Origin of the sequence: Bacillus sp. FSL K6-1145 (assembly GCF_038003425.1) — a bacterium.
GTDB lineage: Bacteria > Bacillota > Bacilli > Bacillales > Bacillaceae > Bacillus > Bacillus pumilus.
The window spans coordinates 264,793-279,684 of sequence record NZ_JBBOPC010000001.1; the positions used below are offsets into that span (position 1 = coordinate 264,793).

The 14,892-nt window shown below is 43.6% G+C and carries 14 protein-coding genes; 10 read left to right on the forward strand and 4 right to left on the reverse strand.

All coding sequences use genetic code 11. The features are described 5' to 3' along the window. Positions 1-116 precede the first annotated feature (116 nt). Complete coding sequence (locus tag MHH41_RS01485; RefSeq protein WP_253621894.1) at positions 117-1,331, reverse strand: multidrug effflux MFS transporter; 1,215 nt, start codon at positions 1,329-1,331, stop codon at positions 117-119. A 213-nt stretch (positions 1,332-1,544) separates the two neighbouring features. On the opposite strand from MHH41_RS01485, the gene MHH41_RS01490 reads away from it, so the two are divergent. Beyond that, complete coding sequence (locus tag MHH41_RS01490) at positions 1,545-2,093, forward strand: GNAT family N-acetyltransferase (protein ID WP_050943341.1); 549 nt, start codon at positions 1,545-1,547, stop codon at positions 2,091-2,093. Between the two features lie 45 nt (positions 2,094-2,138). On the opposite strand, the gene MHH41_RS01495 is transcribed toward MHH41_RS01490, so the two are convergent. Then, positions 2,139-2,342, reverse strand: a complete 204-nt coding sequence (locus MHH41_RS01495) for a hypothetical protein (protein WP_106035979.1) — start codon at positions 2,340-2,342, stop codon at positions 2,139-2,141. 115 nt (positions 2,343-2,457) lie between these two features. Here MHH41_RS01495 and MHH41_RS01500 point away from each other — a divergent pair, with 115 nt between their 5' ends. Beyond that, positions 2,458-2,997 carry a DUF402 domain-containing protein gene (locus tag MHH41_RS01500; RefSeq protein WP_340865445.1) on the forward strand — a complete coding sequence of 180 codons (540 nt, stop codon included), beginning with the start codon at positions 2,458-2,460 and terminating at the stop codon, positions 2,995-2,997. A 39-nt stretch (positions 2,998-3,036) separates the two neighbouring features. Here the strand turns inward: MHH41_RS01500 and MHH41_RS01505 are convergent, their stop codons facing one another. After that, entirely contained in the window at positions 3,037-4,668 is a 1,632-nt protein-coding gene (locus MHH41_RS01505; RefSeq protein WP_445661601.1) for a S8 family serine peptidase, read from the reverse strand. Between the two features lie 169 nt (positions 4,669-4,837). On the opposite strand from MHH41_RS01505, the gene MHH41_RS01510 reads away from it, so the two are divergent. The 4 genes from MHH41_RS01510 (at position 4,838) to MHH41_RS01525 (ending at position 9,306) form a co-directional block, all read left to right on the forward strand. After that, positions 4,838-6,319 carry an amidase gene (locus MHH41_RS01510; RefSeq protein WP_340865446.1) on the forward strand — a complete coding sequence of 494 codons (1,482 nt, stop codon included), beginning with the start codon at positions 4,838-4,840 and terminating at the stop codon, positions 6,317-6,319. 37 nt (positions 6,320-6,356) lie between these two features. After that, complete coding sequence (locus tag MHH41_RS01515) at positions 6,357-6,920, forward strand: TetR/AcrR family transcriptional regulator (RefSeq protein WP_268459753.1); 564 nt, start codon at positions 6,357-6,359, stop codon at positions 6,918-6,920. Positions 6,921-7,000: 80 nt separating this feature from the next. Then, the gene (locus tag MHH41_RS01520; RefSeq protein WP_137055198.1) at positions 7,001-8,023 is read left to right on the forward strand and encodes a quercetin 2,3-dioxygenase; all 1,023 of its coding nucleotides are present in this window, start codon (positions 7,001-7,003) and stop codon (positions 8,021-8,023) included. 149 nt (positions 8,024-8,172) lie between these two features. Then, positions 8,173-9,306, forward strand: a complete 1,134-nt coding sequence (locus MHH41_RS01525; RefSeq protein WP_050943334.1) for a zinc-dependent alcohol dehydrogenase — start codon at positions 8,173-8,175, stop codon at positions 9,304-9,306. A gap of 165 nt (positions 9,307-9,471) precedes the next feature. On the opposite strand, the gene MHH41_RS01530 is transcribed toward MHH41_RS01525, so the two are convergent. Beyond that, a complete protein-coding gene (locus MHH41_RS01530) occupies positions 9,472-9,906 on the reverse strand; it encodes a MarR family winged helix-turn-helix transcriptional regulator (protein ID WP_050943332.1) in 435 nt (144 codons plus the stop codon). Between the two features lie 261 nt (positions 9,907-10,167). Here MHH41_RS01530 and MHH41_RS01535 point away from each other — a divergent pair, with 261 nt between their 5' ends. The 4 genes from MHH41_RS01535 (at position 10,168) to MHH41_RS01550 (ending at position 14,761) form a co-directional block, all read left to right on the forward strand. Beyond that, positions 10,168-11,676 carry a class I adenylate-forming enzyme family protein gene (locus MHH41_RS01535; RefSeq protein ID WP_106032908.1) on the forward strand — a complete coding sequence of 503 codons (1,509 nt, stop codon included), beginning with the start codon at positions 10,168-10,170 and terminating at the stop codon, positions 11,674-11,676. Between the two features lie 66 nt (positions 11,677-11,742). Continuing rightward, complete coding sequence (locus MHH41_RS01540; RefSeq protein ID WP_339206556.1) at positions 11,743-13,125, forward strand: amino acid permease; 1,383 nt, start codon at positions 11,743-11,745, stop codon at positions 13,123-13,125. A gap of 100 nt (positions 13,126-13,225) precedes the next feature. Then, entirely contained in the window at positions 13,226-13,591 is a 366-nt protein-coding gene (locus MHH41_RS01545; RefSeq protein WP_003217104.1) for a VOC family protein, read from the forward strand. Positions 13,592-13,900: 309 nt separating this feature from the next. Then, positions 13,901-14,761 (forward strand): alpha/beta fold hydrolase, encoded by an 861-nt coding sequence (locus MHH41_RS01550; protein ID WP_106029660.1) that lies wholly within the window; start codon positions 13,901-13,903, stop codon positions 14,759-14,761. The last annotated feature ends 131 nt before the right edge of the window (positions 14,762-14,892 follow it).

The window sequence follows — 14,892 nt, forward strand, 5'->3', positions numbered from 1 at the left end:
TTCGCGCCAGTACTCGTCCTTCCTAGACTTCAAAGGTTTTCTATCACGCTGAAAAGAAGACAAAGGGCTAAAATAAAGATCATTTTAGCCCTTTGTCAACAATCTGAAAAACCCGCTTATGCGGGTTTTTTTGCTCTGGCTACAAAGAAGAAATAACAGCAAAGTGCACCTAGTTCACAAAGCATAATGATCAGGCCCATTGGAAAGGCTGTTTGGCTTCCGGCTAGTCCGACAAGAGGTGTCATGCAGGCGCCTAGCAGCATTTGTGCCACACCGATCAGGGCAGCCGCACTTCCTGCATGTGCGCCGTGATGCTGCATCGCAAGAGACGGGGCAGAGGTGCCGACAATTCCAACGCTTGAGACCACAAAAAAGAGCGGAATGAGAATGCCGTATAATCCAGCATCAATGGAGATCATCAAAAATAAGGTGATGCCGCCTAAGGCAGCTGTCAGCAATCCAATGCGAAGAACCTTCTCTTCGCCGATTTTAGCAGCGACGCGGGCAAATACTTGTCCAGCTGTGATGATCCCAAGACTATTCACTGCAAAGGCAGCACTGAATCCTTGTGGAGAAAGGTGAAAAAGCTCCTGAAGCACAAACGGTGAGCCAGAAATATAAGCAAACATCGCTGCGAATACAAGACCTTGCGAGAGGGCATACCCAACAAAGAGACGATCACTCGCTAAAATTTTCATGGCACTTACAATCTGTTGAAAGCCTCCTGTCTGTCTGCGCTCCGCAGGTAAACTTTCTTGAAGTGAAAAAATAGATCTCAGCAGCATCAAGGCCCCGAGGATGCCTAATAGAACAAATACACCCTGCCATGTGGTGAAGCGTAACATCTGTCCGCCCACAATAGGTGCCGCTGCCGGAGCAACCCCGTTGACCAACATGAGCAATGCAAAGAATTTCGTCATTTCTGAGCCTTCATAATGATCTCGCACAATGGCTCGTGCAATGACAATGCCTGCTGAACCAGCGAGTCCTTGAATCAATCTTAAGAGGATGAACATCCAAATTGACGAGACCACCGTGCATAAAAGAGAGGCGGCGATAAAAATGATTAAGCCGATCATCAGCGGTTTTCTTCTGCCGATCGTATCACTAATAGGACCTGCAATCAGTTGTCCAAGCGCGAGTCCAATCAGACAAGCCATCAGACTTAATTGGGACAAAGCAGTGCTTGCTTCAAAATCTCGTGCAATATGAGGCAATGCAGGTAAATACATATCCATTGCAAGCGGTGCAAGGGCGGTTAAAGAACCAAGCAATGCAGCAAGGAGAAATCGGTTTTTTTTCGATTCTTGGGGATAAGATAAAGAACTCATATGACATTACACTCCTCGTATACTTCCTCAAAACAGCATAATGAATCGAGCGTCCCTTTTCAATGGAAATTTTCAAAGAGGATTCCGTGCAAAATAATTGATCTTTCGAAGGAGACTCTTTACATTGAATGAGTAGAGAAAAGAACAAGGTCATCGACATGCAGTATTTGCATGATACGTATATCTGGCAATTAAACAACAGGAGGTGCTGACATGGAGCAGCAAGAGCTGATCATTCGTCAAGCAGTCAAAGAAGATCATGAGGCCATTAGACACGTACTAATCAAATCCTATTCACAGTATGAGCCTCAATTTACAGAGGAAGGCTGGCAAAATTATTCTGCTGCGCTTGCAGCAGCTGTAGATAATCCAAACATGGAGCTGATGCTTGTGGCGGAGCTTGAAGGTCAGGTCGTAGGGACGCTTCAAATGTTCCGATCATCAGAGCAAGCGTATGACAAACCCGAAATGGGCATTACATCAGCCATCGTCCGGTTTTTAGGAGTAGATCCCGATGTCAGAGGAAAAGGAATTGCAGAGTCATTGTTACGTAAAAGTATTGAGCTCACGCAATCATGGGGCGAAAATGTTCTGTACCTTCATACCTCTGATAAAATGCAGGCTGCCATTCGTCTTTATGAAAGAATGGGCTTTGAGCGTGCACTAGATAAAGAATTTGTGAATCAAAATGGGACGCATGTTAAAAGCTATCAATATGTCATCCAGAAAGAACAACCAGCTGGTTCATCACATCACGCATAATAAAAGGAAGAGCACGTCCTCGATGGACAGCTCTTCTTTTTTTATTTACGCCCACAGTACAAGCGCCCAATATGATATTCCCCACGAGATTAAACCGAACATAACAAAGAATTTTAACATGTGCTCATAAGGAGAAAGCTTTCGTTCTCTCTTCGTTTTCACCAGCCGCCAATAAAGGGCATAGCCGCAAAAAATGAGGATGATTTGTCCAAGCTGTGTAAGGTTTTCAAGAATCGTGATTCCGTTCATTTATTTCACCTCATCAATAGGTCTTCCATATGTGAATGTAGCAACCCTTTATTTTTTCAAAAAAAATCGGTGTATACTGGAAAGAGAGAATCTAGATGCAAGAGGGAGTTGTGACATGGTGTTTTCGCTACATGCGGATCGGTGGGATGAAGTAATCGAGAGAAAAATCAAATACGATCAGAAGATTGTGGAACATACTTGTCAGCTGTTAGACGCACAGGGACAGCAGGCTGTGCTGTTTCACAAGATTGAAGACACGTTTACGATGAGGGCAGGTGATGGTGCTCTGACGATTCCAAAAGGGAGCTATACGACCGCTTATTATTGGAAGGATCGTCCTTACAATATGTATTTCTGGAGAGATGATCAAGGGAAGGAACTAGGTTCTTATTTTAATATTGTGGGGAATACATCGTTCAACGGCCAGCTGGTCATGTTTGAAGACCTCATTGTTGATCTTCTCGTTCTTCCGAATGGTGATTTTTTTGTATTGGATGAAGATGAGTTGCCAGAGAGTTTAGCGGATTTTGAACAAGGTTCAGTGCACCGAGCATTAGAGAGTGTGATGGCTTCGTTAGAAAACATACTTGATCAAGTGAGGGCAGATGTTGATGGAAAATATCATCACAGCTTGTTTGCACCGCTGTTAAAATAGAAAAAAACGATTCCTTTCAGCGAGGAATCGTTTTTTCTGTTACACCTTGATACGGTTTAATCGTTTTTGTAAACTGGTTTTCGTTTTAGAAGCTTTTAGCTGTTTGACAGCGGATTGCGCCGCTGCTTTTGTTTTCTTCGTTCGTTTGGTTTCCGCTTTTTTGACCTTTTGTTTGGCGTCTGTCACTTTCTTTTGATAGGCGACCTGTTTTTTGACTTTGTCGAGCCGATTTTGCAGGCTTGTTTTTTCTTTGCCTTTGTTTAACTTTTTGATGGCCGCTTGTGCGCTTTTAATGGCGCCTTGTGTTTTGCTTTTTTCGGCTGTTTGAACCTTTGCACGTGCCAAGCGGATATCAATGGTTCCTTGTACCTTTTTCACCCGTTCAGTGAGTGCTGTTTTTTGCTTACTTGCAGTGAGTCGGCCAATTCTCGTTTTGGCTTGATTGACATCTGCCTGCTTTTTAGAAGTTTCGGCTGTTTTGACAGCGCTAGTCGCAGCCTTCAAAAAGCTTGATTGTGCTATATATTGCACGCGGCCATAGCCGAATTGTGGATCCTTTCCTTTTGCGCCAAGATCCACTGTATAGCTGCGCAATAAGGTGCGAAGCTGAACATTTGTTTTCTTCGGATGAAGCTGCTTCAACAGTGCCAGCATGCCTGTGACATGCGGTGCGGCTTGTGATGTACCTGTTGCATACCAATATTCATTTTTTAAATAAGTGCTGATGACGTTCTGACCAGGGGCAGAAAATTCAATACCTTTCCCTGTATTTGAGATAGAAGCGAGTTTGTCTTTGTCCGTCGTTGCAGAAACGGCAATGACGCTATTGTAGGCGGCAGGATAGCTGATATGATTCTTCTTCCCATCATTCCCGCTTGCAGCGACCACAAGCAGTCCTCTTTTGTATGCTTCATCCACTGCTGAACGCAAAATAGGGATATTGTCTTCAAAACCTAGACTTAAATTCATAATATCCATCTTGTTGCTAATGGCCCAATCGATTCCTCGAAGCAGACTGTACAAGTCGCCTTCTCCCTTTTTATCTAACACTTTCACAGCATACAGCTTCGCGCCAGAAGCGACGCCGACTGTGCCGTAATCGTTATTGAGGGCACCAATCGTTCCTGCGACATGTGTGCCGTGTCCTTCATCATCTTTATAGGAGGAAGTGTAGTTCACGAATGATTTACCGCCGGATATCTTTAAATCCTCATGGGGAGAAATACCAGTATCCAAAACGGCTACCTTCACATTTTTCCCCGTGACGCCTTCTTTTATCGCTTGCTTTACATTCAGCTTTTGCAGGTTGTAAGATTTTTGAACCAATGCATCCTGATTCGTAGAGGCAGCGGTTTTTTTCATCGTAGAAGAAGCGAGTTTGACCTTTATGTTTTTTGAGACATACGCGATGTTAGGGTCTTTTTTGAGTGACGTGACCGCTTGTTCATCTGCTGTCACAGCGACAGCGGGAAGATGTATGTACTGTGCGTTCACTTTTTCACTTTCTTCAATCGCTGTTTGCTTTCCTTTTTGGTTTTTATAGACGATGATGACATCTGTTTCTTTTGGCGGTGCAGCTGCCTGCGAATGGTAAGGCAAGGCAGTTGTCAACGCAAGAAGAAACGCGATGACTACGAATATTTTCTTTTTCAAGGCGATAGCCCCTTGCATACGATGACCTCCGTCTTTTTTTCTCTATTATATCGGAGAAATGAGAAGGATGGTTAGAAGAATCATATTGTTTGTCAGAAAGTTTTTTTTACAAGTAACCTGAAATTGAAATTCATACAAATCTAGTAGACAATAGAGAGAACATAATAAGAGAAAGTAGGATATGCTGATGAACGTAAAAGAGTATATGACGTATGATGCGATTGGCTTGGCGGCACTTGTACGGAATAATCAGGTAACGCCAGACGAGCTTGTACAAGCTGCATTTGCTAGACTGAATGAGGTCAATCCTGAACTAAATGCGTTGATTCAGACAAGACAAGATCAAGTATTAAAAGAAATCAAGACATTACATACGAATCAGCCGTTTGCGGGCGTTCCATTTGTACTGAAAAATATATCGCAAGGGCTGGAAAATGAACCGCTGACAGCAGGAGCTGCATTATTAAAGGATGTAAAGGCAAAAACGGACTCCCACTTTGTCCAGCGATTGAAGCAGGCTGGATTTCTCATGATGGGACATACAAACACACCAGAATTCGGATTAAGAAATGTAACAGAACCTGCTTTACATGGTCCAACGAGGAACCCTTGGCATCCTGACTATTCTCCTGGCGGTTCAAGCGGCGGGACGGCAGCAGCTGTTGCGAGCGGCATCGTACCTGCTGGTGGAGCAAGTGATGGTGGAGGGTCCATTCGGATTCCAGCATCCTTTACAGGTTTGTTCGGTCTCAAACCAACAAGAGGAAGAACACCGGTAGGGCCAGGCGTAGGAAGGCAGTGGCAAGGGGCATCCATTGACTTTACACTTACAAAAACAGTGCGGGACAGTGCAGCCCTTCTTGATCTACTTCAAGTCATTCAGCCTGAAGCGGCTTTCCAAACGCCATTATACGACGGCAGCTATCAAGAAGATCTAGAGAAACGTACATCTTCTATGCGAATTGCTTACAGTGTAGAATCTCCAGTTGGTACGAAGGTCAGTGAGGAAGCGAAGCAGGCGGTGCAGCAAACAGTGAAATGGCTGAGTGATCAAGGGCACCAAGTAGAAGAAGCAGGGCCTGCAATCGATGGAATTCATCTGATGCAGCAATACTACGTCATGAACAGCGGAGAAATGTCTGCACTATTCACGTCCTTGAATCGTTCATTAGGACGTCCAGTCAATCCGGAGGAAACAGACATCGTGGCATGGGTGTTGGCAGAGGCTGGCAAGAATGTAACCGCTGCTGCTTACACAGAAAGTCTTGATGCATGGGATATGGCGGCTGCACAAATGGCGTCATTTCATCAAACCTATGATCTCTTTGTGACACCAGCGACTGCCTATTCAGCTCCTAAGGTTGGTGAGTTGATGCATTCGAAAGAAGAAATCACAGAACTTTTACGTGTGTCATCTCTCTCAATGCAAGCGCAGCAGGATCTCATTTATGACATGTTCTTAAAGAGTCTGACCTACACACCATTTACACAGCTTGCCAACTTAACGGGTCAGCCTTCTATGAGCGTTCCTGTTCATCTCACTAAGGCGGGCATGCCTTTAGGGGTACAGGTCACAGCACCTAAGGGGAAAGAGGATTGGCTGCTTCGGCTTGCAGCAGAGATGGAGACATCCTCGATTTGGAAAGGAACAAATCAACTCATACGTTGAAACGACATTTGTCTATGGAGGGAAAGGAGTGTCACACGTGAGTACGAAGGATAGAATTATTCAAACGGCCGCACTTCTTTTACGCAAACAGGGGTATCATGCGACAGGATTGAATCAAATCATTAGAGAGAGCGGCACGCCTAAAGGATCTCTTTATTATTATTTTCCAAACGGAAAAGAAGAGCTAGCCATAGCAGCCGTTGAATATATTAGTCAAAAGGTCATCAATCGAATTGAAGAAAGCTTTGCCTATTCGGATGATCCTTATATCGCCATCGACCGCTTTATGACAAACATCATCCGGGGATTTACGGAGCAAGAAAATGAAAGAGGCATTCCGATTGTCTTGCTGGCGGCAGAATCCAAGCCAGAACATACGCAGCTTCATACTGCATGTAAGCAAGAAATGATCCGCTGGCAAAAGCTTGTGAAAGAAAAGCTCATGAGCAGCGGATATGAAGAAAACAAAGCGGATGAGCTGGCTTCTCTCCTTCATTCAATGGTGATTGGGGGTCTATCGATGACCACCGCACTCAAACAAACGACTCCGTTAGAACATGTGAAATGTTACCTTAGACACTTATTTATGCGAGAAGAGTAAAATCTCTCGCATATTGTCTATCTATTATATCAATTGGTCTATATAATAAAGATAGTCAATTAGTCATGAGGAGTGATGGGATGTCGGAGCAACCGCAATCGATCAAGCAATCCGAAGGTACCTCTTTTTATACCGTGTCTGGTTCAGGGAAACTGTATGGGCTGGAAAATCAGCTTGTTCATGTGCTGGCAGAAGTAAATCAAACGAATGAGCTGTTTGAGCTTGTCTTAATCACAGGTGGGAAAGGAGCTTATTTTCCACTTCACTGTCATGAGCACTTATTTGAAACCATTTTTGTGCTGGAAGGAAAGCTTGAAGTGATCTTGGACGGTAAAAAATATATGGTCACAGCCTTCGATTATATTCATATCCCACCCAAAACGATCCATGGCTACAGAATGCATAGTCACAAAACAAGATTTATTTCATATACATTGGGCGGACAAATGACAGATGTCTATCAGCAAATTGGGAAAAGGCTTCAGCGGAACGAATGGCCGATGACCGATCATGCTTTCGATGCAGACAGCTTTGAACAAGCTGAAAAAGAAAGCGATATCATATTGATGCATGGTATCCGGCAGCTGTCAAATACAACTAAGCCCTCCGTTTTATTTCATAGTCAGCTCCCTCAGGCGGTGCAGCCCTACGTATTAGAGGCTGGTGAAGGGAAGCAATACATTATTGATGGTCAGCTTCATGAGCTGATCGCAACAACAGAAACAACTGGAGGCGGGTTCAGTCATTTTGTGATTGAAGGCGCGAAGGGAAAGTATTTTCCTCCGCATTATCATCAAGTACATACAGAAGCACTCTATTGCGTTGAGGGAAAAATGAATCTGCAATTGAACGGAGAAGATATATGCCTGATGCCGGGTGACTTTGCCTATATACCGCCGGATACAATTCACTCTTCTGAACTCGTGTCCCATTCTAATAAATTTTTGCTATTGCTGCTTCCTGGAAAGATTGAGCAGTTGTATGAGCAGTTTGAAGAATCACAAAGCCCGAGTATATGTCCTTATTTTATTCAAGAAGGGAACTTGATGATTGATCGAGAGACTTCCTCTCAATATGATTTGGTCTTTATTGAAAAAGGATAAATAGGTAACGCGTTACACATGATTGTATAAGTGCCTGTCGAACCGATCGACGGGCTTTTTTGTTTTTTAATAATCCTGATCTGATGCATGAACCATCCATTCAAGGTGAAGCTATGTACAGATGATTTTCGCTAAAGGAGGAAATGCATGTGAGAGCTGTTACTTATCAGGGGAAAAATAGCATTGCAGTGAAGAAAGTAGATGCGCCATCTATTCAAGATCGGGAAGATGTGATCATCCGAATCACATCAACAGCAATTTGTGGATCTGATTTACATTTGTATCAGGGGAATTTCCCGCTTCCAATCGGCTATGTGATTGGGCATGAGCCAATGGGGATTGTGGAGGAAGTTGGCCCGGATGTCACGGCAGTAAAAAAGGGAGACCGTGTCGTTATTCCATTTACCGTTGCATGTGGTCAATGCCAATATTGTCATCATCACTTAGAAAGCCAATGCGACAACTCAAACCCGCACTACGATTCGGGTGGACTTTTTGGATATAGTGAGAAATATGGGAACTACCCTGGAGGACAGGCAGAATATTTACGCGTGCCTTTTGGGAACTACACTCCGTTTAAGATCCCAGATGATTGTGAGCTGGAGGATGAACAATTGCTGTTCTTATCGGATGTTCTTCCAACTGCTTATTGGAGCGTGGAGCACGCCGGTGTGAAAAAAGGTGATACGGTCATTGTGTTAGGCTGTGGACCTGTTGGGTTAATGGCACAGCAATTTGCATGGCAAAAAGGGGCAGACCGTGTGATTGCGGTCGATTACATTGATTACCGTCTGCGACATGCAAAACGGATGAGCGGCGTAGAAGTATTTGATTTTACAGAAGATCCCGACATGGGAGAAACGTTAAAGGAGCTGACCAAAGGTGGAGCCGATGTTGTGATCGATTGTGTGGGAATGGACGGGAAGAAGTCGCCGCTTGAAAAAATTGAGCAGAAACTTAAGCTACAAGGTGGAACGATCGGACCGATTCAAATTGCCACAAAAGCCGTCCGTAAATGTGGAACGGTGCAGATGACGGGTGTGTACGGCGGCCTATATAATATGTTCCCATTAGGTGCCTTTTTCGCAAGAAACGTCACCCTGAAAATGGGGCAGGCCCCGGCGAGAGGCTACATGTCAAAGCTCTATCAAAAAGTGACAACCGGTGAAATTGATCCTAAAGCGATCATCACACACCAATTGCCGTTAGATGATGCCGCTCATGCATATCACATATTTAATGATAAGAAGGATGATTGTATAAAGGTCATCTTAAAGCCATAAAAAAGAAGGCTTAGGAATTCTCCTAAGCCTCAGCGTGTAGACAAACCCTCGCATTCGGTGTCAGGTCTGCGTTCCGGTGCTCACGAATCTAAATTCGCTCCGCTCCGGTACTCGTCCTTCCTAGACTGCAAAGGTTGAAAAGAGGACAAAGGCTTAGGAATCTTCCTAAGCCTTTAATGGCTCGTCCATCATTTTTTCGATTAATTCAAAAAATGTTTTTTTATCTTCTTCTGAAAGGTGGTTGAACAGCTGATTGACAAGCAGCTGGCGGTTGTCAATCATTTGTTTTGCAATTTGTTCACCTGATTCAGAGAGTTCAATCCATACAGTGCGGCGGTCATTATTATTTCGAGAGCGGATAATCATCCCTTCATCTTCTAAGTGATTGAGAGCGGTTGTTGTTGCAGAGGGAGATAATGAAACTTCCTGCAGAATATTTTTCACAGTACATGATTGATGACGATAAATGATGCGTAAAATAAACCCTTTCACATTCGTGACGTTTTTCGGAATGTTCTCTTCATCTATTTGTTTCGTCGCCTTTAAATACTTTGTCAGCGCATGGTCTAATAAACTTGCCTCTAGCTCGAAATGTTGCATTCTCCATACCTCTTTTCCTATTGCATTCGCATTTTCCGATCAATTACTAGGTCTATCTTATCATAATAGTTATCATCATTTAAACCAAAATGGAAGACGGCTATAAAATTACCTATATTATCAATTAATATAAAGAACAATTCCAAATTGAAATGATTTTACTTTCAGCTGGTTTTATTTTAGAATGTGAATGAGATAAAATCTGCCAACCCATTCACTGGAAATTGGCTATTGTAAATCAAACGTTTGGAGATGAAGATATTGAATACATTACAGGCATTACTTAACGACAGAATGGAACGCTCTTCACAAATTGAAGCGGTAACTGGCGGGGGTGTGTCTTATACATTTGAAGAATATGCAAAGCGTATTGACCAGCTCGCTCATTACTTACATCAAAAGGGGATTCGAAAAGGGGACCGTGTTTGCTTTATTTGTCAAAACCATCATCACTTTTCAACGATTATGCTGGCAGCCATTAAAGCAGGTGCAGTCGCAGTTCCGCTTAGCTGGCAGCTTACTTCTTTTGAGCTGGAAGGTATTTTGAAAAAAGCAGAGCCAAAGGCTTTATTTTTTGACCGTGAATTCCGTGACATCATTGCGGCAGTGAATGTGTCTTTAGAAGATTGTCTGATGGTGGAATCCGGTGCCAATGCGAATACAACACAGCTGTTTGAAGACATGTTGGCTTCAAATGATGGAAGTAACCTTGCTGAAGAGGTATCAGAAGAGGATCTAGCGATGATTTTATTCACCTCTGGGACAACGGGAAATCCAAAGGGCTGTATGGTCGGACATGGACGAATCTATCAATTTTTAACAAGACATGGGAATCGAGGATTCGATCTGAAAGGAAAACGGTACTTGGCGAGTCACCCTCTGTATCATATGAGTTCGATTAATCACCTGATCGCAGCTGCGATTGAAGGATATACGCTTGTCTTCTTACATGATGCAACACCGAAGCGCATTTTAGAAACGATTGAGAAAGAAAGAATTACGTTCATGATGGCTTTCCCATCAGCTTACACGTACATGCTAGAAGAAATGAAACGCGGTTCGTACGATCTCTCATCTTTTGAAATTGCGATTTCTGGCGGTACGAAGGTGCCGGTACGCTTAATTAAAGATTACAAAGAAGTAGGCATTCAGATGATGCATGGCTATGGAAGTACCGAAGCATGGGTTGTGAGTGCGTGGCATCCAGCGATGGGCGAGGATAAAATGGGCTCTGCAGGTAAAGTGGATCCGGATGTAGAAGTGAAAATCATGCACCCTGAGACAGAGGAGACATTGCCAGCTGGAGAAATTGGCGAAGTCGTTATGAGAAGCCCATTCTATTTTCTAGGCTACTATCATCAGCCTGACGCTACAGAGAAGGTGCTGAAAGATGGCTGGTTCCATATGGGAGATGCAGGCTATCTAGATGAAGACGGTTTTCTTTTCATCACAGGGAGATACAAAGATGTGATTCTGTACGGTGGGGATAATATCTACCCTGACCAAGTAGAAGAGGTCATTGATCAAATTCCAGGTGTGATTGAATCAGCTGTCATTGGGGTACCAGACGAATTATATGGTGAAGTGCCAAGTGCGTATATAGTAAAAGACGATTCTGTCGATTTTTGCGAAGAAGATGTGGTGAACTATTGCCAGGAACGTTTGGCAGATTACAAAGTGCCCTCCATTCATTTCACACAGGAGCTGCCAAAAAACAAGCTTGGTAAAATCATGAAGAAAGATTTACGTGAATTGGTTGTGAATGCGTAGTACCTATTCTGCTATAATGAAATTTGAATGATTTTTTGTTTTTCTAACGTTTTGGAGGGAAAGGGTTTGCGACATATTCTACGTAAGAAACACATTCACGATTTGTTAGAACAGAGCAGGCAGCAAAAGGTAAAGAAAACGCTGGGCGGGCTCGATCTCACGCTCCTTGGTATAGGGGCAGTGATTGGCACGGGGGTCATGGTGTTAACCGGAATTACAGCGGCTAAGGATGCAGGGCCGGCTGTCATTTTTTCCTTTGCCATCGCAGCGATTGTGTGCAGTTTGGCAGCACTTTGCTATGCAGAAATGGCTTCAGCACTGCCTGTATTCGGCAGTGCGTACATTTATTCATATACAACGATGGGTGAGCTTGTCGGGCATCTAATGGGATGGACGTTATTGTCCGTTTATATGCTGACTGCTTCAGCTGTCGCCAGTGGCTGGTCGAGCTATTTCAACAGCTTGCTTGACGGGTTTGGAATTTCGATTCCCCATCAATTTTTAGCGGGACCTGAACAAGGCGGATATATGAATCTGCCAGCCATTATCATTGCCTTACTGATTGCGTGGATCTTATCTAGAGGAACGAAGGAAAGTAAAAAATTCAATAATATCATGGTGTTTGTGAAACTCGGTATTATTGTTCTTTTCATTGTAGTAGGCGGGTTTTATGTACAGCCATCCAATTGGCAGCCGTTCATGCCGTTTGGTGCAGAAGGCGTCATTGCTGGTGCTGCTGCTGTGTTTTTTGCCTTCTTAGGATTTGATGCGATTTCTGCTTCTGCAGAAGAGGTGAAAAATCCGCAGCGGAACCTGCCAATTGGCATTATTGGCTCATTACTCATTTGCACGATCATTTACATTGTCGTTTGTTTGATTATGACAGGTATGGTGCACTATACAAAACTGAATGTCACAGAGGCGATGTCCTATGTCTTGCAAAGTGTACATCAAAATAGTGTAGCCGGTATTATTTCTGTCGGTGCGGTCATTGGATTGATGGCTGTGATTTTCGCCAATAATTATGCAGCAACTCGAATTGCCTATGCGATGGGACGAGATGGTCTTTTGCCGAAAGTGTTTTCGAAAACAAACAAAAGCGATACGCCTGTTGCAAGCATATGGATGATTGGCGGCATGACAGCTGTTATTTCAGGGTTTATTGATTTAAAGGACTTGTCCAATTTAGCGAATATCGGTGCTTTATTGACGTTTGCAATGGTGAGTTTATCTGTCCTCATTTTGAGAAAGACACATCAGCAGCTTGAGAGGGGATTCCGGGTTCCATTTGTGCCGGTCTTGCCGATTATTTCAATGGGCTGCTGCTTGTTCCTTATGTTCAACTTACCAGGCCGGACGTGGCTTTACTTTGGTGTTTGGCTGTTAATCGGTGTTGTCATGTACGCAGCGTATTCAAACAAACATAGTGAATTAGCGAAATCTTCATGAGAAAAAGGTGCAAATCCGTTGACGATTTGTGCCTTTTTTCATACGATTTGGGATAAGCTATAAAAGAGAAGATGGACGGAACAAGAGGAGGATGAGGGGTATGATTAGTGTTAGTCCTTATATTGTGGTAGACGATGTGAAGGAATCTCTTCAATATTATCAAGGGATTTTTGGCGGTGATATTCATATTTTAAATGAACATCAAGACCGTGTGCTGCATGCAGAACTGCACCTTGGAGAATCGCTGCTTCACTTTTCAGATACGTTTGACCGCACACCAAAGCCCGAGAATCTCAGATTGATTATGCAGTTTGACAATGAAGAAGAACTAAAGGCTGTATATGAAGCGCTAGAAGCTGATGGAGATGTACTGGTCGAATTACAGGATACGTTCTTTGGCGCCCTTCACGGGCAAGTACAGGACCGCAAAAATGGGTTGATCTGGGTGCTGAATTATATGAAATAAACCAAGACCTTCACCTTCGTGAAGGTTCAGCGTGTAGACAAACCCTCGCATTCGGTGTCAGTCCTGCGTGCTGGTGCTCACGAAAGACAAATTCGCTCCGCGCCAGTACTCGTCCTTTCTAGGGCTGCAAAGGTTTTCTATCACGCTGAAAAGAAGACAAAAGGCTAAAATCAAGATCATTTTAGCCCTTTGTCAACAATCTGGACCTTCACCTTCGTGAAGGTTTTTTTGGGAGTGCTTTTATTTTCTGAAAAATGGGAAATATGCTATGTTGGAAGAATAAAGAACAAGGAGAAAGGTGGCAAAGGGATGGAGCAAATTGAATTTCAATCAATCCAAACAAATGGTGTAACACTTCACACAGCAATGGCTGGACCTGAGGATGGCCCGCTGCTTATACTGCTACATGGATTTCCTGAGTTCTGGTACGGCTGGAAGAATCAAATTATGCCCCTAGCCGAGGCAGGTTATCGTGTCGTCGTTCCTGATCAAAGGGGCTACCATCTAAGTGATAAGCCAGAAGGAATCGAATCCTATGTATTAGATCAACTGAGAGATGATATCGTAGGGCTGATTAAGACGCTTAGTCCGAATCAAAAGGCGATTGTGGGTGGTCATGATTGGGGCGGAGCAGTTGCTTGGCATTTGGCATCCACACGTTCTCAATATGTAGAGAAACTAATCATTGTCAACATGCCGCATCCGCGGGTGATGATGAAGGTTCTTCCATTTTATCCCCCGCAGTGGAAGAAGAGCTCCTATATCGCATTCTTTCAGCTTCCGAATGTGCCAGAGGCAGCTCTTCAGGAAAATCACTTTCAAAAGCTGGATGAAGCCATTGGGCTGACTGCAAGACCCCATTTGTTCACGAAGGAAGATGTATCAAGCTATAAGCTGGCTTGGACGCAGCCAGGTGCCATGACCTCAATGCTGAATTGGTACCGCGCCATCAAAAAGGGCGGCTTTGAAAAGCCGATATCAAAGCGCATTTTAGTACCTGTTCGCATGATCTGGGGGATGGAGGACAAGTTTTTAAGCAGAAAGCTGGCGAAGGAAACGATGAAGATTTGCCCAAATGGACAACTAATTTTTGTCGATGATGCTTCTCATTGGATCAATCATGAAAAACCAGAAGTGGTGAACAAACTCATACTCGAATTTTTGAACTAAAGAAAAAAGCTCTGATCAGAGGGGGAAACTCACTCTTGTCCCCATAGAAAAAACACCTCCATGTTTTATTTCGGATCACAACGATCCGTTTTCAAACTTGAAGGTGTTTTTTATTTGTCTCATCTTATGGG

Excerpts from the sequence above, each read along its gene's own strand:
- MHH41_RS01485 (WP_253621894.1), bottom strand. The coding sequence starts at position 1,331 with ATGAGTTCTTTATCTTATCCCCAAGAATCGAAAAAAAACCGATTTCTC.
- MHH41_RS01490 (WP_050943341.1), top strand. The coding sequence starts at position 1,545 with ATGGAGCAGCAAGAGCTGATCATTCGTCAAGCAGTCAAAGAAGATCAT.
- MHH41_RS01495 (WP_106035979.1), bottom strand. The coding sequence starts at position 2,342 with ATGAACGGAATCACGATTCTTGAAAACCTTACACAGCTTGGACAAATC.
- MHH41_RS01500 (WP_340865445.1), top strand. The coding sequence starts at position 2,458 with ATGGTGTTTTCGCTACATGCGGATCGGTGGGATGAAGTAATCGAGAGA.
- MHH41_RS01505 (WP_445661601.1), bottom strand. The coding sequence starts at position 4,668 with ATGCAAGGGGCTATCGCCTTGAAAAAGAAAATATTCGTAGTCATCGCG.
- MHH41_RS01510 (WP_340865446.1), top strand. The coding sequence starts at position 4,838 with ATGAACGTAAAAGAGTATATGACGTATGATGCGATTGGCTTGGCGGCA.
- MHH41_RS01520 (WP_137055198.1), top strand. The coding sequence starts at position 7,001 with ATGTCGGAGCAACCGCAATCGATCAAGCAATCCGAAGGTACCTCTTTT.
- MHH41_RS01530 (WP_050943332.1), bottom strand. The coding sequence starts at position 9,906 with ATGCAACATTTCGAGCTAGAGGCAAGTTTATTAGACCATGCGCTGACA.
- MHH41_RS01545 (WP_003217104.1), top strand. The coding sequence starts at position 13,226 with ATGATTAGTGTTAGTCCTTATATTGTGGTAGACGATGTGAAGGAATCT.
- MHH41_RS01550 (WP_106029660.1), top strand. The coding sequence starts at position 13,901 with ATGGAGCAAATTGAATTTCAATCAATCCAAACAAATGGTGTAACACTT.